General features: G+C 54.7%; 17 protein-coding genes and 1 pseudogene. 15 read left to right on the top strand and 3 right to left on the bottom strand.

Annotated elements, in window-relative coordinates:
* The first annotated feature begins 77 nt into the window (after positions 1-77).
* The 9 genes from MKX42_RS31365 to MKX42_RS31325 all read left to right on the top strand — a co-directional run bounded on the left by MKX42_RS31365 (position 78) and on the right by MKX42_RS31325 (position 14,049).
* Positions 78-2,936, top strand: coding sequence for an extracellular solute-binding protein (locus MKX42_RS31365; RefSeq protein ID WP_445669401.1), 2,859 nt, complete (start codon positions 78-80; stop codon positions 2,934-2,936).
* 72 nt (positions 2,937-3,008) lie between these two features.
* Complete coding sequence (locus tag MKX42_RS31360) at positions 3,009-3,914, top strand: carbohydrate ABC transporter permease (RefSeq protein ID WP_445669400.1); 906 nt, start codon at positions 3,009-3,011, stop codon at positions 3,912-3,914.
* 5 nt (positions 3,915-3,919) lie between these two features.
* On the top strand, positions 3,920-4,783 hold the full coding sequence (locus MKX42_RS31355) for a carbohydrate ABC transporter permease (protein ID WP_036700030.1): 864 nt from the start codon (positions 3,920-3,922) through the stop codon (positions 4,781-4,783).
* A gap of 19 nt (positions 4,784-4,802) precedes the next feature.
* Positions 4,803-6,245: a tetratricopeptide repeat protein gene (locus MKX42_RS31350; RefSeq protein WP_340757307.1), complete on the top strand. Its 1,443-nt coding sequence runs from the start codon at positions 4,803-4,805 to the stop codon at positions 6,243-6,245.
* Positions 6,232-6,855 (top strand): Yip1 family protein, encoded by a 624-nt coding sequence (locus tag MKX42_RS31345; RefSeq protein ID WP_340757304.1) that lies wholly within the window; start codon positions 6,232-6,234, stop codon positions 6,853-6,855. Before MKX42_RS31350 ends, MKX42_RS31345 begins: the two co-directional genes overlap by 14 nt.
* An 18-nt stretch (positions 6,856-6,873) precedes the next feature.
* Entirely contained in the window at positions 6,874-9,444 is a 2,571-nt protein-coding gene (locus tag MKX42_RS31340) for a DUF5696 domain-containing protein (protein WP_340757303.1), read from the top strand.
* On the top strand, positions 9,444-10,343 hold the full coding sequence (locus MKX42_RS31335) for a carbohydrate ABC transporter permease (protein ID WP_076085557.1): 900 nt from the start codon (positions 9,444-9,446) through the stop codon (positions 10,341-10,343). The genes MKX42_RS31340 and MKX42_RS31335 overlap by 1 nt, the downstream gene beginning before the upstream one ends.
* Positions 10,344-10,365: 22 nt before the next feature.
* Positions 10,366-11,379, top strand: a complete 1,014-nt coding sequence (locus tag MKX42_RS31330) for a carbohydrate ABC transporter permease (protein WP_340757300.1) — start codon at positions 10,366-10,368, stop codon at positions 11,377-11,379.
* A gap of 15 nt (positions 11,380-11,394) precedes the next feature.
* Positions 11,395-14,049 (top strand): glycoside hydrolase, encoded by a 2,655-nt coding sequence (locus MKX42_RS31325; protein WP_340757298.1) that lies wholly within the window; start codon positions 11,395-11,397, stop codon positions 14,047-14,049.
* A gap of 200 nt (positions 14,050-14,249) precedes the next feature.
* On the opposite strand, the gene MKX42_RS31320 is transcribed toward MKX42_RS31325, so the two are convergent.
* Positions 14,250-14,858: a superoxide dismutase gene (locus tag MKX42_RS31320; RefSeq protein WP_340757296.1), complete on the bottom strand. Its 609-nt coding sequence runs from the start codon at positions 14,856-14,858 to the stop codon at positions 14,250-14,252.
* Between the two features lie 416 nt (positions 14,859-15,274).
* On the opposite strand from MKX42_RS31320, the gene MKX42_RS31315 reads away from it, so the two are divergent.
* From MKX42_RS31315 to folE, 5 genes and pseudogenes are all read left to right on the top strand, one after another.
* Complete coding sequence (locus MKX42_RS31315; RefSeq protein ID WP_036723776.1) at positions 15,275-15,694, top strand: GNAT family N-acetyltransferase; 420 nt, start codon at positions 15,275-15,277, stop codon at positions 15,692-15,694.
* A gap of 206 nt (positions 15,695-15,900) precedes the next feature.
* Positions 15,901-16,518 (top strand): signal peptidase I, encoded by a 618-nt coding sequence (gene lepB, locus MKX42_RS31310; RefSeq protein WP_340757293.1) that lies wholly within the window; start codon positions 15,901-15,903, stop codon positions 16,516-16,518.
* 35 nt (positions 16,519-16,553) lie between these two features.
* Positions 16,554-17,741: pseudogene (queG, locus tag MKX42_RS31305) on the top strand (tRNA epoxyqueuosine(34) reductase QueG); the annotation flags it as partial.
* A gap of 122 nt (positions 17,742-17,863) precedes the next feature.
* Positions 17,864-18,109 (top strand): YneF family protein, encoded by a 246-nt coding sequence (locus MKX42_RS31300; protein ID WP_076161298.1) that lies wholly within the window; start codon positions 17,864-17,866, stop codon positions 18,107-18,109.
* Positions 18,110-18,173: 64 nt separating this feature from the next.
* Positions 18,174-18,767 (top strand): GTP cyclohydrolase I FolE, encoded by a 594-nt coding sequence (folE, locus tag MKX42_RS31295; RefSeq protein WP_173139308.1) that lies wholly within the window; start codon positions 18,174-18,176, stop codon positions 18,765-18,767.
* A 406-nt stretch (positions 18,768-19,173) separates the two neighbouring features.
* Here the strand turns inward: folE and MKX42_RS31290 are convergent, their stop codons facing one another.
* A complete protein-coding gene (locus MKX42_RS31290) occupies positions 19,174-20,361 on the bottom strand; it encodes a Fe-Mn family superoxide dismutase (RefSeq protein ID WP_340757291.1) in 1,188 nt (395 codons plus the stop codon).
* A gap of 187 nt (positions 20,362-20,548) precedes the next feature.
* Entirely contained in the window at positions 20,549-21,589 is a 1,041-nt protein-coding gene (locus tag MKX42_RS31285) for an alpha/beta hydrolase (protein ID WP_340757289.1), read from the bottom strand.
* 243 nt (positions 21,590-21,832) lie between these two features.
* On the opposite strand from MKX42_RS31285, the gene MKX42_RS31280 reads away from it, so the two are divergent.
* Entirely contained in the window at positions 21,833-22,585 is a 753-nt protein-coding gene (locus MKX42_RS31280) for an IclR family transcriptional regulator (RefSeq protein ID WP_340757288.1), read from the top strand.
* The last annotated feature ends 9 nt before the right edge of the window (positions 22,586-22,594 follow it).

The raw sequence follows: 22,594 nt of genomic DNA, 5'->3' as shown, positions 1-22,594 counted from the left end.
CAAGTCTGCTAGAGGAGGGAACCCGAGTGAGAAGATCATTATCCCGGCGGAAGATGAACCGGACACTTGTAACCGTCATGCTGATCTCCATGATGGCGCTGCCTGCGGCAAGTGCAGAGCTGCCTGCTGCCCAGGCCCAAGGTGTGACGGGAAACGGGCAGGAGGTGCAGCTGCTGCCTGAGGGCAGCTATGAGCATTATCTGCAGCAATACGAGGGCGAGGAGCAGCCCCGCGAAGAAATTATGCTGAAGGGGGCCGATTATACCGGGGCCGAGGGGATGAGTCCGGAGGTGCTAACGGAGCTTGGCGGGGAGACGGGAAGATACGTCAGAACGGAGGAGAGCGGCTCCATCGGGTGGCAGCTGGATGTGCCGAAGTCCGGGCTATACCACATCTCTGTCCGGTATTATCCGGTGAAGGGCAAAAGCTCGGCGATTGAACGTGAGCTGCTGATCGACGGCAAGCTGCCGTTCACCAGCGCCCGCAATCTGTCCTTCGGGCGGATCTGGGTCAATGAGAATCCGGAGATCCAGCAGGATAACCGGGACAATGATCTCCGGCCGCGCCAGATTGAGGCCCCGGCCTGGCAGGAGACCCTGCTGAGAGATACGGAAGGCTACTATGAGGAGCCGTACCAATTCTATCTGTCGGCCGGAACGCACACCTTGACGATGGTGTCCAGCAGAGAGCCGATGGTCATCGACTATATTAAGCTGCACAGCTACGATGCACCCGCTGCCTACGCAGAGGTGAAGCAGAGCTACGAAGCTAAGGGGTACAAACCCACCAGCGGCCACACGGTTAAGGTGCAGGGGGAAGACGCTGTTTACAAATCCTCCCCGACCTTGTATCCGATCACAGACCGCTCAAGCCCTTCAACAGAGCCGTATGATGTGTCCAAGATCAGAATGAACACGATTGGCGGCAACAACTGGCGGGTACCGGGACAATGGATCACCTGGGAAGTAGAAGCGCCGGATGACGGTCTGTACAACATCACCATCAAAGGCCGGCAGGAGCTGTTAAGAGGGATATATTCCACACGCTCCCTGCGGATTGACGGAGAGATTCCGTTCCGGGAAATGCTGCAGATTCCGTTCTACTATGATTCGGATTGGCAGATGAACCGGCTGGGGAACGATGAGGAGCCTTATTTATTCTATTTAAGCAAAGGAAAACACGAATTGCAGCTGGAGGTCAGCCTCGGGGCCATTGCACCGCTCTTGCGCCAGGTGGAGGCCAGTGTGCTGGACATTAATGCGATGTACCGGAAAATCCTGATGATTACAGGCAATGTGCCAGATCCGTACCGCGATTACAGGCTGGAGGAGCAAATCCCGGATATGACGGCGGTCTTCCGTGAGCAGAGCCAGATTCTATATGGCGTATCGGAAGAGCTGGTCCGGCTTACAGGGGAAAAGAGTGATAAAACCGCAACCTTGAATAAAACTGCCTATCAGCTGGCGGACATGGCCGACAAGCCGGAAACGGTGCAGAAGCGGCTGTCGCAGTTCAAAATCAATGTCGGCAGCGTAGGCTCCTGGATTCTGGAGGTACGGGAGCAGCCGCTGGAGATTGATTATCTGCTGCTGTCTTCGCCGGATGTGAAGCTGCCGAAGGCGAATGCTTCCGGGTTCAGGAAGCTTGTGCATGAGGTGTCGTCCTTCACCCATTCGTTCTTCGAGGATTACAACACGATTGGCAATACCACGGAGAACGGCGAGACCATTGATGTATGGATCGGAACCGGCCGCGACCAGGCGCAGGTGCTGAAGGCAATGATTGATGATACATTTACCCCGCTCACCGGCACCTCTGTCAATCTGAAGCTGGTGAGTCCGAATGTGCTGCTGCGCGCCTCGCTGGCCGGGGAAGGCCCGGATGTGGCGATGCAGGTCGGCAATGATATGCCGGTGAACTTCGGGATGCGCAAAGCGGCAGAGGATCTGTCGAAGTACCCCGGCTATGAGGAAGTGGTGAAGCAGTTCAGAGACAGTGCGCTCGTGCCGTACCGGTTCGAGAATCAGGTCTTTGCCCTGCCGGAGCAGCAGATCTTCAACATGCTCTTCTACCGCAAGGATATTCTGCAGGAGCTGAATCTTGAGCCGCCGCAGACGTGGGATGAGGTATATGCAATGATTCCGGTGCTGCAGAAGCACCGGATGGATATGGCGCTGCCGCTCGCGCAGACGACAGGTGTGCCGGTGCTGGAGGTCAACCGCGCCTATGCCATGCTGCTCTATCAGATGGGCGGATCATTTTATCTGAATAACGGAGCGAAGAGCGGACTCGATACAGAGACCGGGCTGGCTGCCTTCAAAAACTGGACCAATTTCTATACCAGCTACAAGCTGCCGCTGATCTTCGACTTCCCGATGCGGTTCCGCACCGGCGAGATGCCGGTCGGCATTCAGGACTATACCTTCTATAACTATCTGAGCGTATCTGCGCCGGAGATTAAGGGGCTATGGGAATTCATTCCGGTTCCGGGGACGAAGCAGCCGGACGGGAGTATCCGCAGGGATGTTGCCAGCGGGGGCACCGCCGCACTGATGCTGAAGCAGGCTAAGAACAAGGATGCCGCCTGGGAATTCATGAAGTGGTGGGTAGACAAGGATTCGCAGGTCCGCTTCGGCCGGGAGATGGAGGGCCTCATGGGCGCGGCTGCGCGGTATCCGACCGCCAACGTTGAAGCGCTTAAGGAGCTGCCGTGGCCGACAAGCGATTACCGCCATCTGGAGGAGCAGTGGCAATGGGTGCAGGGTGTGCCTGAGGTGCCGGGCGGTTACTTCACAGGCCGCCATCTGGACAATGCTCTGCGTGAGGTCATCAACAATGGAACGAACACCGCCGATGCTCTGTACGATTATGTGCAGGAGATCGACTATGAGATTGATCAGAAGAGAGCAGAGTTCGATTTGAAACGAAGGGAATAGGGAGGGACTCTTGTGCAGAAAGTGAAAAATACGGCCGAACCCTTGATTCAGCCCCGGCTGTCCCCTTCCGGGCTGCGTAATTACTGGGCATTGTTCGGCAAGGATGTGCGGCGGGATAAGCACCTGTATATACTGCTGGCGCCATACATGGTGCTGTTTCTGTTGTTTACCGTACTACCGGTAGTGATTTCGATCATCTTCAGCTTCACGCACTTCAACATGCTGGAGATGCCGCGCTGGATCGGCTGGGAGAATTATTCCAAGCTGCTCTGGAACGATGATGTATTCCTGATCGGGGTCAAAAATACGCTGATTTTCTCAGTGGTTACGGGACCGGTCAGCTATATCGCCTGTTTTCTGTTTGCCTGGCTGATCAATGAGCTGAATCCCAAGCTGCGGGCGTTTATGACCCTGATCTTTTTTGCGCCGTCCATCTCGGGGAATGTATTCTTCATCTGGCAGATTATCTTCTCCAGTGACTCCTACGGGATCATCAACGGACTTCTCATGCAGCTTGGCGTAATTTATGAGCCGATCCAATGGCTGCAGGACCCCAAGTATATGCTGGGGATCATCATGCTGGTACAGCTCTGGCTAAGTCTGGGGACCAGCTTCCTGGCCTTCATCGCCGGACTGCAGACCGTTGACAAGACGCTGTATGAAGCAGGGGCGGTGGATGGTGTCAAAAACCGCTGGCAGGAGCTGTGGTTCATTACGCTGCCTTCCATGCGCCCGCAGCTGATGTTCGGCGCGGTCATTCAGATCACTGCGTCGCTGGCAGTTGCCGATGTGGCTATGGCGCTGGCTGGCTTCCCGAGTGTGCAGTACGGGGCGCATACAATCGTAACCCACCTGGTGGATTACGGTACGATCCGCTTCGAGATGGGCTATGCCTCGGCGATTGCCACCGTGCTGTTCGTGATGATGCTGGGCAGCAATCTGATTGTCCAAAAGCTGCTGAAGAGGGTAGGTGAATAAGCGGGATGAAGCTGGCGATACGTCTGAACAAAAAAGTAAACCGTTCCTGGCAGGTCGACGCCCTGCTGTTCCTGGCCCTGGCCGGATTCGGATCATTCATGGCGATTCCGTTAATTTATGTCATTAACAATGCGTTCAAGCCCCTGGATGAGCTGTTTATTTTCCCGCCTACGCTGTTTGTACGCAATGCAACGCTGGAGAACTTTGCCAATCTGTTTCAGGTGATGAAGAATTCCTGGGTGCCGTTCTCCAGATATATATTTAACACCGTATTCATTACCGCCGCCGGTACAGCCGGGCATATCCTGCTGGCTTCGGCGGCGGCTTACCCGCTGGCAAAGCATAAATTCCGCGGCTCTAAGGTGCTGTTCACCGTGGTTGTCCTGTCGCTGATGTTCTCGCCGCATGTTACCGCGATACCGAACTATATGATAATGTCCGCTCTGGGCTGGATGGACACCTACCAGGCGGTTATCGTTCCTGCCTTTGCCTATCCGCTGGGACTCTATCTAATGAAGCAGTTCATGGAGCAGATCCCGGATGCGCTGCTGGAGGCGGCGAAGATTGATGGGGCAAGTGAATACCGCATCTTCTGGCAGGTCGTCATGCCGCTGGTGAAGCCGGCCTGGCTGACGCTGCTCATCTTGATGATGCAGATGCTATGGGGCACGGACGGCGGCAGCTTCATCTATAGTGAGCAGCTCAAAACGCTGCATTATGCGATGGGCCAGATTATTCAGGGCGGGATCGCCCGAGCAGGAGTCGGGGCCGCGGTAGCGGTGATTATGATGACCGTGCCGATTGTGACGTTCATTCTGTCACAGAGCAATGTGATTCAGACGATGGCTTCGTCCGGCATGAAGGACTGAAGCGATGGAGGCGTTAGGGTTGAGAATAAAGTCATCGATACTGGTGCTTGTATCCGTGCTGCTGCTTGTGAGCCTGTGTCCTAGGCCGGCCGGGGCAGCGCCGTATGAAGGGTATACCTACTCCTACTGGGGCGAGGCGGTTCAGTCGCCGATTGCTTATCTTCCTTCGCGGGCCATTAGCGGGCTAGAGGCAGGGACGGGAGCCTGGAATGCTCCGGGGGACCTGTTCGTCTCGGCGGAGGGGCTGCTCTATGTGCTCGATTCCGGGAACGGGCGGATTGTGGTGCTGGATAAGGAGTGGAACACACTCCGTGTCATCGAAGGCTTCCGGAACGGGGAGAAGAAGGACAGCTTCAATAACCCGGAAGGACTCTTCGTGACGGACGCCGGCCGGATCTACGTGGCGGATACGGAGAACAGACGGCTGGTCGAGCTGGACGGCACAGGGACCTTCGTGCGGGAGATCGGAGCGCCGAAGGCGGATATCATTGGAGCGGGTTTTGAGTATTTTCCGCGAAAAGTGATTGTTGATAAGGCAGGCCGCATCTATGTGGTTGGCAGAGGGGTCTATGAAGGGCTGATCGAGTTCGACAGCGACGGGCAGTTCACAGGCTTCATGGGCACGAACAAGGTGCAGTTTGATCCTGTAGATCTGTTCTGGAAGTCGGTATCGACCAAGGAGCAGCGCGAGAAGATGGTGCAGTTCATTCCGCTGGAATTCAATAATGTGGATGTCGATGAGGACGGCTTCATCTATACCACTACGGTGGATAAGAAGACCTTTTCTCCGGTGAAAAGACTGAATCCTTCCGGCATCGATGTCCTGCGGGTCAGCAAAGAGATCCCGCCCATCGGCGATCTGAGCCGGGACCGCTCCGCGTTCATTGACATTGATGTGACCGGAAACGGGGTCTACCGGGCACTGGACGCCACGCGCGGGCGGGTGTTCACCTACAATGAGGACGGCAAGCTGCTGTATGTTATCGGCCAATTGGGTAGCCAGCTCGGCACATTCAAGAATCCGGCGGCGGTAGAGAGCTATGAGAATGTGCTCTATGTGCTGGACCGTGATCTGGGGAGAATTACCGAGTTCACAGTGACTCAGTTTGGCAGCATGGTCAATGAAGCAAACACCCTGTACAGCTCCGGCAAGCATGATGAAGCCGCGAAGCTGTGGCGGGAGGTGCTGAAGTTGGATGCCAACTATGAGATGGCGTATGTCGGTATCGGCAAATCGCTGCTCCGCCAAGGCGAATACAAGCAGGCTATGACCTATCTGAAGCTGGGCAATGACCGCGAATATTACTCCAAGGCACTGGGGAAATACCGCAGGGAGTATATGCGCGATCACTTCAGCATTTATATGACCGGAATGATAGCCGTGCTGCTGGGAGGCTACGTAATCGTCCGCCTGGTGAAGCGGCCGAGAAAGGAAGGGAGGGTTCAGGATGCCGTTTCTTAAGGACATTAAATATTCACTGCATGTAGCTCTGCACCCCTTCGACGGATTCTGGGATCTGAAATACGAGAATAAGGGCAAGCTGCGCATGGCACTGGGCATTCTTATATTCCTTACCCTGACCATGATTGTGAAGCGCCAATATGTAGGCTATGTGGTCAACTATAATCACCCGCTTGCACTGAACAGCATCAATGAGCTCAAGTATATTATTTTCCCGTTCCTGCTCTGGTGCCTGGCGAACTGGTCCCTTACGACGCTGATGGACGGGGAAGGAAAGTTCACGGAGATCGTCATTACGACAGGCTACGCCCTGCTTCCGCTGATTCTGATCAACATTCCCAATATCCTGCTCAGCAACGTGATTACACTGCGGGAGGCTTCCTTCTATCATTTGCTGGATGCCCTGGCCACGCTCTGGTTCGTCTGGCTCTTGTTCATCGGAACCATGACGGTTCATCAATACACGGTGCTTAAAACAATTACAACCATGCTGCTGACGCTGGCCGTGGTGGGCATCATCATCTTCCTGGGCCTGCTGTTCTTCAATCTGATCCAGCAAATTGTCAGTTTTGTCTACACCGTCTACCAGGAGCTTTCACTTCGCGGATAAGAAAGGAGGAGCCAGGTTTTGAAGAAGAAGCTAACCATCATTGCTATTGTGCTTATGCTCAGCGGTGCGGCCGTCCTACCGTACGCGGACTTTGCGGAATCTGCACCTGAAGCGGAATCGGCGGTTCAGTCTGAAGCAGCAATACCATCCGAAGAAGCGGTACAATCCTCAGCGCAGAGCGTGCAGGACACCCCGAAATCGCCGGAGCTATCCGCAGATATGAAGGCGGCCCTGGACAACGAGTATTTGACCCTGTATCTGAATCAGACGACTACGGAGATTGCCGTTAAGGATAAGCAGAGCGGAGCGCTCTGGTATTCGAATCCGCAGGACCGCGAACAGGATGCTGTCGCCACCGGATATAACAAATCCAAGCTGAATGTGCAGGTAGAGCTGACCTATTATGACAGCAAGGGCAATCTGATGAACTACGATAACTACACCCACAGTGTGCAGAGTAGCCAGTTCACTATCGAGGAATCGGGCGACAGCCTGAATATCGTGTACACGCTGGGGGAGGTCAAGAGCAATATCGACGGAATTCCCAAATACATCAGTGAAGAACGCTTCCGTACCCTGATTATCGGCCGCCTTGAGAAGGACAGCGACAAGAAGGAGATTGAGAAGCGGTTCAGGTACGATGAATCGAGCAAGCGGTATGAACGAAGAGATACCTCCTTCAAGGGAGTGGGGCTGAAAAAGGTAACCTCCCTGTTCGGGCAGATCGGCTATGATGAGGAACAAATTGCCATCGATAAGGCGGCCTATGGTGAAGAGGAGGACGGAGCCGCCCTGGTGACGCTTCCCCTGGAATACCGGCTGGACGGGAAGCAGCTGCGGGTAAGCATCCCGGGCGATAAGGTCCGGTATCCGGACAATATGCACATTCAGACGTTGTCGCTGCTTCCGTTTTTTGGAGCGAGCGGGACAAAGGATGAAGGCTACAGCCTGGTGCCGGACGGCTCCGGGTCACTGATACACTTCAATAATAACAAGCTCTATGCTACCCCTTACCGTACCGCGATGTACGGGCCGGATGCTGCGCTGACCCAGCTGGGGCAAGTGCAGAAGGAGGAGACCGCACGGCTGCCTGTATTCGGGATGAAGTATCGGGACCGCGGCTTCCTGGCGGTGATCGAGAGCGGAGATGCGGTTGCAGCCGTGGAGGCAGACGTCAGCGGACGGCTGAATCAGTATAACAATGTCTTCTCCAGCTATACGCTGGGCAGTCTGGAGGAAGTTACGCTGACCAACGGCTGGCGTTCCAGTACGGTGAAGCAATTTCAGGCGGGTATCTTCTCTGGGGATATCACTGTAGCGTACAGCTTCCTTGATCAGGAGGAAGCCAGCTATTCAGGTATGGCCGCGCATTACCGGGAGTACTTAATTGAACATACCGGGATGGCAAGGCTGGACGGGACAGAGGACGTTCCCTTTTACCTGGAATTGATCGGCGGCATTCCGAAGAAGAAATTCTTCCTGGGCATTCCTTACAGCGCTTATGAGCCGCTTACCTCCTTCAAGGAGGCCAAGATCATCCTGGAGCAGATGCAGGAGAAGGGGATCGGGGATATTCAACTGCGGTATACCGGATGGTTCAACGGCGGCATCAACCATAATTACCCGAAGGGCGTATCTGTGGACAGCAAGCTTGGCGGGACCGGAGGGCTCAAGGAGCTGCAGGCCTACGCACAGGATAAGGGGGTTACACTGTATCCCGATGCTTCGTTCCTGCAGACCTTCCCGGAAGCCAAGGGCTTACGCAAATCACAGGCCTCCCGGCTGATTACGGGCAAGCTGGCGCATACGTATCCCTTCGATTTCTCCATGCTGAAGCTGGATGTGAAGGAGCCCTCCGGTTATGTCGTCAGCCCCCGGGTACTGCCGGGTGTGGTAGACGGCTTCCTCGGGGATTATGCAGAGCTTGGAGTGGACGGCTTGTCCCTGCGGGATCTCGGCAGCGGGCTGAATTCCGATTTCAATGCGGAGGAGCTGGTGGACCGCCAGCGGGCCGAAGGAATCGTCAAGGAGCAGCTGGAGCGTATGAGCAGCTCGGTGCCCCGCCTGATGGTGGAAGGCGGCAATGCGTACGCGGCTCCCTTCGCCCGTCATATCGTGGCTGCGCCCATGCAGAGCAGCGGGTTCAATATTACGGATGAGAGCATCCCCTTCTTCCAGATGGTGTACCACGGTTATCTGCAGTATGCCGGAACCGCCTGGAATATGGCTGACGATCAGGATGCATCGCTCAGTCTGCTCAAGGCGCTGGAGACCGGGAGCGCCCCGTATTACACCTGGTTCTATGCTGATCCTTCCGCGATTAAAATGACCGGCTTTGGCAGCCTCTACTCCGCCGATTACCGCAGTTGGATTGACCAGGCAGCCGGGCAGTATCAGGCTTTGAGCCAAGTGCTGAAGAGTGTTCAGTCCCAGACGATCAGAGAGCATAAGAAGCTGGCGGAAGGTGTCTATCAGACGACTTATGAAGCAGGAACCACGATTACAGTGAATTATAACCGTGTGCCGGTGAGTGTGGGCGGAGTAACCATAGACGGACGGAATTACCGGGTAGGAGGTGAGCAGCAATAATGAAGCTTAAGAAGCTGTCCCTGGAGCAAAAAAACAGATATTACGGCCTGTACTTCATTCTTCCCTGGTTCGCGGGCTTCTGCTTCCTGTTCCTGACGCCGCTGCTCTCTTCCCTGCGGTTCAGCCTTAGTAACCTGCAGGTCAATGATGAGGGCTTCACGCTGAAGTATATCGGACTCGCGAACTTCAGGGAGGCGCTGTTCTCCCATGAATCCTACGTCCGGACATTAACGGAATCCGTGATGAATATCGTGCTGAACACCCCGCTTATTCTGATTTTCAGCCTGTTTTTCGCCGTGCTGCTCAATCAGAAATTCCATGGCAGAGTGCTGGCCCGGGCCATCTTCTTCCTGCCGGTCATTCTGGCCTCGGGCATTATAGCCAGTATTGAGAACGGGGACCTGATGCAGTCTGTGGTGCGCAGCGCCAGTGATTCCACGGGCGGAGGCCTGTCGGTGATCAAGAATCTGGAGCTGACCACGCTGCTGATCGAATCCGGCCTCAGCCCTACCGTGGTGCAGTATCTGACTGGAGCGGTGAGCCGGATCTATGAGATTGTCAGCCAATCGGGCGTGCAGATCCTGATCTTTTTAGCGGGGCTGCAATCGATCTCACCTTCCCTGTATGAGGCGGCGAAGATTGAAGGCTCCACAGGCTATGAGGCGTTCTGGAAAATTACGTTTCCGATGATCGGCCCGCTGATTCTGACCAATCTGGTCTACACCATCATCGACAGCTTCATCAGCGACCAAACCAGCCGCATGGTGGTGGATACAGCGTTCAAGAGCTTCAATTTCGGGCTGAGCGCAGCCATGTCCTGGATGTATTTTGCTATCATTGCACTGCTGTTGTGGATAACGACGGCGCTGATCTCACGTAAGGTCTTTTATCAAGACTAGCGGTTAGGAAGGAGGAGCATTCATGAAGACAGAGACCGCAGCAATGCCGCACCGATCCAGGAAAGAGCAGCTGCACAGGCTGGCCTCGGCCGCCTATTGGGTGGAATTTTTGAAAAAATGGTTGTGGGTAATCGCCCGCTTTGTGCTGGTCTTCGGTATCTCGTTCGTCATCCTGTACCCGATCCTGCTGAAGCTGTCGATTGCGTTCAAGAGTATGGACGATTTGTATGATTCCACCGTGATCTGGGTCCCGCAGGCCTTCACCCTGGAGAACTTCAGGCTGGTCTTCACCGCGATGAACTATCCGGCAGTTCTGCGGAACACCCTGCTGTTGTCCTCAGCGGTCATGGTGCTTCAGACGATCATCTGTGTGCTGGCCGGTTACGGCTTTGCCCGGATTAAGTTCAAGGGGAGCGGGCTGCTGTTCGCCGCAGTAATCTTTACGATTCTTGTCCCGTCCCAGACGATCATGATCCCGCTGTACCTGCATTTCAAGAACTTTGACCTGTTTGGACTGATTGAGCTGTTCACGGGAAAACCGGCGAATCTGATCAATACGTATTGGCCGTTTATTATTTCTTCGATGCTCGGGATGGGTGTTAAGACAGGGCTGTATGTCTATATTTTCCGCCAATTCTTCAAGGGCATTCCACGGGAGATTGAGGAAGCGGCCTATGTGGACGGAGCAGGCTATTTCACCACCTTCGCGCGGGTGATTCTGCCCAATGCCATTCCGTCGATGGTAACGGTGATGCTGTTCTCCTTCGTGTGGCAGTGGAATGATTCATTCTTCACCAATATGTATCTGAACGAACCGAAGGTCATGTCATCGATGATGTCATCGGCGGGCTACGGCATTGCTACCTATATGACCGGCGGCGGCCAGGCGGCGAATTCGCTGGTTCAGGACCCGTTCTTCATGTCCATGATGATGAATACGAGTGTGCTGATGGCGATTCTGCCGCTAATTATTCTCTATGTATTCGTTCAGCGGCATTTCGTTGAGAGTGTGGAGCGGTCCGGTCTGGTTGGTTAGGAGGAGGATAGGAGCATGAAGCGGCTGGCAGTTACGGCGGTTATCGGCGTTGTTCTAGTGTGTGTTGTTGTTGTAATTCTGTTCAGTAATAGGAAAGAGGAGGAAACCCCTGTGCAGCACCAGAAACCGCCGGATGCGGCAGTGACGATAGACGGCAATGTCCGCTATCAGACTATCGATAACTTTGGCGCATCCGACGCCTGGTCCATGGACCCCCTGGGGAAGGAGTGGACCGAAGAGAATAAGAACAAGGTGGCAGATTTGCTGTTCTCACGTACCGAAGGAATCGGGCTGTCGGCCTGGCGCTTCAATATAGGCGCAGGCTCGGTAGAGACCGATCAGGCGATCATTCCAGATCCGTGGCGAAGAACGGAAGCCTTCAAAATAACGGAGGAAGCGCCGTACGACTGGAGCAGGCAGGCAGGCCAGCAGTGGTTCCTGCGGGCGGCTAAGGAGCGCGGAGTCGAATCCCTGATTGCCTTCGTCAACAGCCCGCCGGTCTGGATGACCAGGAACGGTCATGCCCAGCCTGATCCAGAGGTAGGGTCCAGTAATTTGAAGGAAGGTTCTGAAGCTGCCTTCGCCTCCTTCCTGATTGATGTGCTGGAGCATTTCAAGCAGGAAGGGCTGGAGTTCGATTACATCAGCCCCGTTAACGAGCCGACCTGGGACTGGAATCATGCGCAGCAGGAAGCCGGCCGGTACAATAATGACGACCTGAAGCGGGTGATTCTGGAGCTGCATGCCCAGCTCCGCGCCAGCGGGCTGGAAGCGCAGATCAGCGCCCCGGACGGGGTAGAGATTACCTCTCTGCTGGATGATGAGCACTACCGGGAATTCACGGGCAGCGGCGTCTATTCCAGCGGGGCTAACAGCCTGGGGCTGGGAAAATACCGAGAATATATTAAGGACCTGCTGGGTGATCCTGTGCTCAAGGAAGCGGTAGGCAATAAGATCGCCTCGCATTCCTACTGGTCCGATTACAGCCATTCCGGCGATGACCGCCTGGTTAAGCTAAGACAGCTGCTGGACGGTAATCTGAAGCAATATGATCCTGAGGCCAAGTACTGGGTTACCGAATACTGCATTATGGGCGATTATGGCCCGGGGCGGGATCTGGGAATGGAGCCGGCGTTACAGGTGGCGCGCACCATCCACTTTGATCTGACCGAGGCGGGTGCAGCCGCATGGCAGTGGTGGACCGCAGTGTCCAAGGTAGATTACAAGGACGGCTTGGTGTACACCGATTACACTCAGCCTGGGGATGAGCAGAACATACTGACCTCGAAGATCCTGTGGTCGCTCGGCAACTACAGCAAGTTCATCCGCCCCGGAGCGGTGCGGATTGCACTCTCCGGTCTGAGCCAGGAAGCCGGAAGCGAGCTGCTCGGCTCGGCTTACGTGCACGAGGAGGAGCAGAGCATGACGGCGGTGCTGGTAAATGACAGCCTGGAGGAGAAGCGGGTGCAGCTCACCCTGAGCGGACTGGGACTTAAGCCATCTGCCTTGCGTTCCTATGTAACCAATGCGCAGCTGGATCTGGCGCGCGGCGAGGATGTGGCCGTTGATGCAGCTGCTGATGGGACAGCAGATGGGGAGCAGGTATTCCAGGCCGTTATCCCGGCCAAGTCGGTGGTGACCCTGGTGGCAGGCGGGCCGGAGCTAGAGGAGGAGGCTGGTTTGCCGGGTGAAGTTGCCCAGACTCAGGCTGCACAGGAAGCTCCGGCTGCGGGAGACTATGCGGGCTATCTGTTCAGCTATTTCACAGGCGAAGGGGCCGAAGATGGCGAGCAGGTATACTTCGCCCTCAGCGAAGGTAACGACCCGCTGCATTGGAAGGAGCTGAATGGCGGGAAGCCTGTGCTTAGGTCCAGCTTGGGCAACAAGGGGGTCAGGGACCCGTTCATCATCCGTTCACCTGAAGGGGACCGGTTCTATCTCATCGCCACCGATCTGAAGATCAACGGCAACTGGGATTGGGGCGCAGCCCAGACACAGGGCAGCCGGGCGATTATCGTGTGGGAGTCAGATAATCTCGTGGACTGGTCGGAGCCTTGGGAAGCCCGGGTATCACCTGAGGAAGCGGGGAATACCTGGGCACCTGAGGTGATCTATGACCAGGAGAGCAGGGAATATATCGTATTCTGGGCCTCGCGGATGTACGCCGATACCACTCACACCGGGGACGCCTACCAGACAATCATGTACAGCAAGACTCGCGATTTCCGCGCGTTCACAGAGCCGCAGGTCTATATGGACTATGGGCATTCGATCATTGATACCACTATGGCGGCGTATAACGGGAAGATCTACAGATTTACTAAGGATGAGCGCGAGCAAGGCCCGGAATCCCCTTTTGGCAAAATGGTGTTCCAGGAGTCCCTGGATTCGGTATTCGCCCCTGCGGTGAAGCTGCTAAGCGGGAGTGTCGGCGGACTGAAGGGCATTGAAGGGCCAACCCTGTTCAAATCCAATACGGAGAAGAAGTGGTATCTGTTTGTGGATGAATTCGGAGGGAGAGGGTACATCCCGCTGGAGACGGAAGATCTGGATTCCGGCAAGTGGACGGTATCCTCTAATTATGAGCTGCCGGCCAGCCCCCGTCATGGAACGGTAATTCCGGTCACCCGGCGTGAGTACGACGCTCTGAACGCCAAGTTCATGCAATGATCTCAGGCCTGGCTTAGCGTGGCAAGTGGAAACGGCATTGCCGTCCTTTTAAAGGACGGTACCGTTTCAGCGAGAAATAGAAGGATAAGTTATCGTGTGGAACATATAAATTCTTATATTTTAAATAAAAACAGGTTCACCCTTGCCATTACGGCAGAGGTGAACCTGTTTGCTTAGAGCATCATGCTGAAAGCAGATGCTTATTTCGCGCTTTCGTAACGCTTGCCGACTTCTTCCCAGTTCACTACGTTCCAGAACGCTTTGATGTAGTCAGGACGTTTGTTCTGGTAGTTCAGGTAGTAGGCATGCTCCCATACATCGAGGCCGAGGATTGGAGTTGCGCCTTCGCTGATCGGGTTGTCCTGGTTCGGTGTGCTGGTTACAGCAAGCTTGCCGTCTTTCACAACGAGCCAAGCCCAGCCGCTGCCGAAGCGTGTAGTAGCCGCAGTAGCGAAGTCTTCCTTGAATTTATCGAAGCCGCCCAGCTCGCTGTCAATGGCAGCAGCCAGTGCGCCCGCAGGTGCGCCGCCGCCGTTCGGTCCAATCACTTCCCAGAATAGGGTGTGGTTGGCATGTCCACCGCCGTTATTGCGGACCGCTGTGCGGATCGCTTCAGGTACAGCGTTCAGGTCGGTCAGAAGCTCATCGATGCTCTTGTTTTGCAGTTCGGGTGCCTTTTCCAGTGCGGCGTTCAGGTTCGTCACATAAGTGTTATGGTGCCTGTCATGATGAATCTCCATCGTCAATGCGTCGATGTGTGGTTCAAGTGCGTTGTTCGGGTACGGAAGTGCCGGTAATTGAAAAGCCATGGAAAAATCCCTCCTGATTATATGTTGGTTTTGGTATATATCCGTTGAGATACTATTATTAAAACGCATCTGGAACAATAATGCAACATTAAATAAACAAAAATGTTTAAAAAGTATTTTCTTATCCTCCGTACACAGAAAGTGTTAAGCCTATGTTAAACTATTAAGGCTTAGTAACTGGGACGTTTTGACTACGTAATCTCCTAATACATGTTAAATATGAAACTATATTGCATGTAAACGCTTCATATCAAGCGCTTTCAAAAGAAAAATGATGATAACGCGAGAAAAGTGTGCTTTAATAGAGACAAAAGCAGGTATTCCTCGGTTTTTGATGCTTTTTTCCACTTTATACTGTTATGGAAACCCCTTCTTTTTGTAAAATCATAAGCCATAGAAAAGGGAGACTTTTAAGTATGCACGTTCGTTCCTTTCAATTAAGCGATGTTACTCCAGTGACTGAATTGCTGCAGACCGCATTATCGGAAGAATGTTTCGAGAGCACGATCGAGCCTTTCTCCAGGCAATTGTCATGGGATTCTGATCTCATTGTAGTTGCTGAGGATGAAGGAGAAATCATCGGTGCGCTGATTGGTACGATTGAGAAGAATCACGGCTGTTATTTCCGCATTGCCGTCCATCCTGATTACCGCCGCAGAGGAGTCGGCAAGAGTCTTGTAACGGCTATGGAGAGCAGATTTCAGGCGCGGAAGGTCAGCGGCATTTATGTTGCCGTCGATGAACACAATTCTTTTGCAATGCCTCTCTATGAAGCCATGGGTTATGACGAGAACCACATCTTCAAATCCGTGCGTAAGCTGAGCATTGTCGGGTAACCGCTGCTGAACCGCTGCTGTAAGCGGAATCAATTGTCAGAGTAGAGAACTGTTGCAGGGCGGGTACTTCAAGCATTTGGGTATTCCTGCATAGTCTGTTTCATTATACTAAAGCATATCTTCCCTATGTCCATTGCAAATGGGCGGGAGATATGCTTTTCTATTGTTAAGGAACGGATAACCCAATCGAAGCAAGTAGGTGGCCTATGAACCGGGAGCTTGAAGAAGATTTCATGCGGAGCCGCAGACAAAGATACAGATCAGTGACGCATAACAAGTCCAGACAGAAGTCCGGAAGAACGTGGATCAAGGATATGCGGGAGTGGATCATTACAGCGGGGATTGTGTTCGCAGTGATGTCGCTGCTTAATATCTATGTGTTCAATGTGTCTACTGTAATCGGCCAATCCATGCAGCCTACCCTGTATCAGGGAGAGAAGCTGATTATTAATAAAATCGCCCTCAGCTTCGGGAATCCGGGCCGCGGGGAGGTTGTCGTCCTTCATGATCCCAGTACGGGACCCAGCCGCAAGGAATATCTGGTCAAGCGGGTAATCGGCATTCCCGGCGATATCATTGAAGTACGGAACCAGCAGCTCTACCTCAACGGCAAACTGCTGAATGAGCCTTATATTGATACGTCTATAGAAGATCCTGATTTCAGCAGCCTGACCGTGCAGGCGGGGACCTACTTCGTCATGGGGGATAACCGGCATGCCGGAGCCAGCAAGGACAGCCGTTATTTCGGCGCTGTCGCAGGGGAGAGTATCGTGGGTAAGGTGTCCCTGATCTGGTGGCCTTTCTCTAAGATGAAGGCCCTGTAGAGTTACCTTATTCATTCTATAAAGGAGAGGCGGATATGCACCTCAACATCCAGAAAGGTTACGCTCCGCCTCCTTCCAAATGGGAGGAACTTAAGGCTGAGATTAAGGCGGCCGCAGCGGCGCTCGGTATCGATGATATCGGGTTCACCACTGCGGAGCCGTTTTTATATTTGAAGAACATTCTCCAGGAGCATCGGGACAACGGATATGAATCCGGGTTCGAGGAGCCTGATCTGGACAAGCGGACGGTTCCGGCCCTGCAGTCCGGGGAGCAGCCGCTCTCCATCATTGCCATTGCGGTGGCCTATCCCTCCAAAATGGAGAACCCGCCCAAATCCGAGCCGGGTGCGCGCAGAGGTATTCTGGCCCGCGCCTCCTGGGGCCAGGATTACCATCATGTGCTCCGTGAAGCGCTGGCGAAGCTGGAGGGATTCATCCGTGAGCGTGTCCCGGATGCTGTGCTGGAGAGCATGGTGGATACCGGGGCGCTTGTAGACCGGGCTGTGGCAGAGCGGGCGGGGATCGGCTTCAGCGGGAAGAACTGCTCGATCATCTCCCCCAAGTGGGGATCATGGATCTATCTGGGGGAGATGGTGACGAATCTCCCGCTGCCTCCCGACCAGCCTGTGCAGGAAGGCTGCGGTGACTGCACCAAATGCATCGACGCCTGTCCTACCGGCGCGCTGGTAGGACCGGGCCAGCTTAATGCCCAGGCCTGTATCTCCTTTCTGACCCAGACGAAGGGCTTCCTGAGCGATCACTATATGACCAAGATCGGCAACCGGCTGTATGGCTGTGACACCTGCCAGATTGTCTGTCCGCATAACCGGGGCAAGAACTGGAACCACCGCCCGCAGCTTCTGCCTGATCCTGAGGTGGTCAAGCCGCTGCTGCTGCCGATTCTGGACCTCAGCAACCGGGAGTTCAAGGAGAAGTTCGGCAGCAGCTCGGCGGCTTGGCGCGGCAAGAAGCCGATGCAGCGTAATGCGGTCATTGCGCTGGGCAATTTCAAGGAGGCTTCGGCGGTGCCGAAGCTGACGGAGCTGCTGCTGAAGGAGCCCCGGCCGGAAATGCGCGGAACCTCAGCTTGGGCGCTCAGCCGCATCGGCGGTGAAGAAGCGCTTGCGGCTGTTGAGCAGGCGCTGGAGAGCGAAGAGGACAGTACAGTGCGCGACATGCTGGAGCAGGCCGCGGGCAAGCTGCGTGAGCAGGGAGCAGCCGACGGGAAATGAACCGGCTGGCAGCGGGATTTGCCAATTGCTGTCCAGTTGTTGAAATGCTATGATAGATTCGCGTGCCTGAACAGGGTTATCGCCAGACAATAGAGTACAAAGGTGGATTACAGATGAATATTGCATTGCCTATTATTACGCTTGTGGTAGGTCTGATCGGCGGTTTCTTCATCGGTGTGTATTATCTGCGCAGACAGATGACAACGATGCAGAATGATCCTGAAATGCTGCAGAAGGTTGCCAAGCAAATGGGGTATAACCTGAACGGGAAGCAAATGCAGCGTGCCCAGCAGATGATGAAGAACGGTAACCCGCCGGGGCGTCCTGCTGCGGGCAAAGGAAATTCCCGCAAGAAGTAATGTAATAATGATGATTGTATGAAATAGATAAGAGTCAGCTGCAGGTGTGGAAGGGGGAGTTTTCATGGGGGGCATCAAGGAGTACAAGAACGGGAAGGTTTCTGTAAACCGGGAGCAGATTGAGTATCATGTAGAGAAGATTCTGGAATTAATCGGTGAGGATACCAGCCGCGAAGGCTTGCTCGAAACACCGGCCAGAGTGACCCGGATGTATGAAGAGATCTTCGGCGGTTATTCCATTGATCCGCGCGAAGCGCTGGGCGTAACCTTCGACGAGTCTCATGAGGAACTGGTTATTGTGAAGGATATTGTCTATTATAGCCAATGCGAGCATCACATGGCTCCATTCTTCGGCAAGGTGCATATCGGCTATGTGCCAAGCGGCCGTATTGCCGGACTCAGCAAGCTGGCCCGGCTTGTAGAAGCGGTCAGCCGCCGGTTACAGGTGCAGGAGCGTATCACGGCCCAGATCGCCGACATCATGACCGAGGTGCTGAATCCGCACGGTGTCATGGTGGTAGTCGAAGGGGAGCATTTGTGCATGTGTGCCCGGGGCGTGAAGAAGCCGGGCAGTAAGACGGTTACGATGGCCACCCGCGGCTCGTTCCGTGAGGACGCTGCGGCAAGGGCCGAATTCCTGGCCTTGATCAAGGAATAGGAACGGAAAAGCCCGCCTGCCACTTCGACAGTGGCGGCGGGCTTATTTGCGCGGGGGATGCGTGGGGCAACACGCCACAGCTTCTAATAAATTTAGAAAAATCCTGCAAGAAGTGCAACAATGCCGCCCGACAGAAGCGCCCTATGCGGAAATCCTGCACGAAATGCAACAAATGCAGCGCTAACTTGCTATAAGCACCTAAATTCCTGCAAATGATGCAACAATACACCGCAACCAGTCATATTTCTAGAAAAATCCTGCAAAAAGTGCAACAATGCTGCTTCAAACAAGCGGTTAGTGAGAGTGAATACCCTCAGAATTGACCATAGATATAGATACACAGAAAGCCGCTATGAAAGGGACAAATCCATCAGAATGTGCGAAAAACCGAAGACACCGTAGAGCCTTAGAAAGGCTCCCAGACGAGCTTGCGGGCGGCACCGTAGCGCTCGGCGACATAAGGCCAGTTCACGACTCTCCACCAGTCCTGGATGTAATCGGCGCGGTTGTTCTGATGCTTAAGGTAGTAAGCATGCTCCCATACATCGAGTGCCAGCAGCGGAACGACATCCCATTGGGACAGGTTCTGATGCTTCTCAGCCGTCAGAATCTCCAGTCTGCGGCTGCGCGGGCTCCAGACCAAGAGGGCCCATCCGCCGCCCTCGACTTTACCCGCGGCCTCAGTGAACTGGGCCTTGAAGGCTTCATAGCTTCCGAAGCTGCGTTCTATGGCGTCCAGCAGGGCGCCGGAGGGCCGGCCGCCTCCTTGCGGGGACATGACCTTCCAGAAGATAGTATGCAGATAGTGTCCGGCCCCATTGAAAGCAAGCTCCCGCTCCCAATGCTTCACCAGATCGAAGTCGCCACTCAGGCGCGCTTCCGCCAGCTTGTTCTCCGCCTTGTTCAGGCCGTCTACATAGCTTTGGTGATGCTTGTCGTGATGGATGATCATCGTCTTCTCGTCAATATACGGCTCCAGTGCATTATAAGCATAAGGCAGAGGGGGAAGCGTATGCCCGCCAATGGGAACCGGGCCTGCCTCGCGGGCTTCCCATAACGGAACTGCGAAGCTTCCTGTTCCCTGAAGACTTTCTCCGCTTGCAGCCGGATCGGGTGAAGGCGCGGCTTCAGCCTGCTCCGGCGGATTCATCCGCAGCATCCCGGGCCCGTAGTCCGCAGGGGTCAGGGCGGCCAGCACAGCGAGGAAGTATTCAGACTCCCGGATGAAGTGCAGCAGCGTGATTCCCGCCAGGGGGAAGGCATTGACGGCGGCGCTGGCCTCCTTCATGGCCTTCAGGTGCCTGATGAATTCGGCGGATTGGTCGCAGGCGGTGTGCAGCAGCCGCCCGGCTTCGGCGGATGGACTCCCGGGACCGCCAGTGTTCGGTGCCTGCGGAGTGGAAAGCAGATGCTGGGCTGCCTGTTCTGTAGCCAGGAATACAATGGCCCAGTCCTCCAGCAGCTTCACATAAGGCTCCTCCAGGCGTGGGATGATCTGGATTAGAACCTCGGCATGCTCCTTCTCCTGTTTTTTCCAGAAGGCGATTTCCCCTAGAATCTGTACTGGCGGCGGTGCAACGAATACATATGGCATGACATGTAGTCCTCCCGTCCTAAAGTTTCATCGGTCCATTATATGCGGGAGAGGAACAGCTTATGAGACTAGCCTGTGCGGGGAAATGCGGTGGACTGAAGGTCCTAGCGCCACGCACAGTAAAAAGGCATGCACAGAATGTATCACAAGATACATCTGCACATGCCTTAGGGTAACGATAAGAAGCTTATTTGCTTGCGGTTGGATTGCTGTGGCTCCCGCTGATCTGGGCCAGCTGTACATTCCCGAGAAAAGCGGATACCCGCCGCAGATACTCACGCGGATGCTCGCGGAACAGCAGCTCATGATGGCTGTTCTCCACGATCCATGAATCCGAATACGGATTGCTCTGGTTCGCCGCCAGTTCCTCGGCAATCGGATAAGGTGCCTTATCGTCCTTAGTGCCGTGCATGAACAGCACCGGGAACGGATAATCCTCCGATTTGACCTTGGAATAAGGAATCTGATTCAGTCCTGTGCCGTTCAGCACCGGGAAGAGCATCTCCATAATCTCCAGCGAAGGCTGGCGGGGAAGATTGATGTTCTGCTTAATATTATGGTACAGGGTGTCCGGCTCCAGCAGGAAGGTGCTGTCGAGAATCATAGCATCCACATCTTTGGTTACAAGTCCTGCCTGCAGGGCGGTACCTGCGCCCATCGAGAAGCCCCAGACCACAATCTGGTCTGCCCCCTGCTCCTTGGCGAACTCAATGGCTCCGAGCAGCTGCTGGGATTCCTTTTTGCCGCCAGTTGCGATATCCCTGTCGGTCTTGGAGGCGAAGCCGTAGTCGAACATGACGACATTGAATCTCAGGCTGTGCGCATAGTGGGCCAGATCATACATGGGAACCCAGCTCTCTTCGCGGTTCGCGCCGTAGCCGTGACTAAAAATAATGGTTTTGGTAGCTCCCTTGGAAGGAATATACCATCCCTCCATCATCCGGCTGCCGTCCTTGGCAGGGAAGCTGATATCCTCGTAGGCTAGCCCCTTGGCCTGATAAGGATTGGAGTAGAGTGGGGCTACGGTAGGGTTCGAGAGTACCCAGGCGATATAGGCATGCAGGGCGATGAAGCAGAATACAAAGAAGAAGAATACGGATAACAGCAATGCCACAATGACGTGCTTGACGCGTATCATCCGAATCGGAATTAAGGTTGACGAAGCGGACTTATCCTCGTTAGGGATACGGGAGACCGGCGCGCCGGGATGACTAGTTGCCAGATTCATAAGGTCCCCTCCTGAAAAATTTCAAGATTCAGAGCATGAATAGTTCATATATTTAATCGTAAATTTATGCCCTTACAAAGTCAATGGAAATGGTTCTTTTGTAATGTAACTGTAAACTGCGGACGGCTGATTATGGATACGGAATCTGCTGGACTTTATTTAGGCTTTTGCACTAAGATAGGGATATCTTAATAATTATGTAACCGGGTTTCAATAGGTGAAACATGTGAAGGGGAGATCGGGGTGGAAGACCGGAAGCTGACTGTACGCGCCGTAGAACGTGCGCTGGATATATTACTGTGCTTTACTCAGGATAATGATGATTACGACCTTAGTCTGACGGAGATCTCTGCGAAGATTGGCCTGCATAAAAGCACAGTGCACCGTCTGTTGACTACACTGGAGGAGAAGGGCTTCCTGCAGCGGGACGAGGGGACGGACAAATACCGCCTGGGTATCCGCATCTGGGAGCTGTCGACACATCTTCCGACGCTGAACGAGCCTGCGGTGCTTCTGCTGCCCGCCATGGAGCGGCTGCGCGACCGCCTGGGCGAGACGGTCAGCCTGTATCTGCGCGACAATCTGGAGCGTGTGCGCATTCAGGCGGTGCAGAGCCGCCAGGCTATCCGCCGGGTAGCACAGATCGGCGCAAGGCTGCCGCTCTCGGTAGGCGCATCCAGCAAGGTGCTGGCTGCTTACGCGCCGCCGGAAGTGCAGGTCCGGCTGCTGGCCGACCCCGCATGGCCGGACAGCGTAGACCGCAGCCAGTATCTGGAGCAGCTGAAGGAGATTACCCGCTGCGGCTATGCAACCAGCTTCGAGGAACGGGAGCCGGGAGCGGCAGCCGTAGCTGTGCCCATCGCCGGCCGGGCCGGGGGTGTGGTAGCAGCGCTCTCGCTGTCCGGCCCGGTCAGCCGTCTGTCGCTTGAGACTCTGGAGGAATATGCTGTCATTCTGGCTGAGGCCGCTGCTGAAATGGGCCTAATGATGGGCTGAGCTGGAGGC

This window comes from Paenibacillus sp. FSL R7-0204 (assembly GCF_038002225.1).
Taxonomy (GTDB): domain Bacteria; phylum Bacillota; class Bacilli; order Paenibacillales; family Paenibacillaceae; genus Paenibacillus_AQ.
The sequence above is the reverse complement of the archived record's forward strand: the minus strand, read 5'-3'. Positions and strand labels throughout refer to the sequence as shown.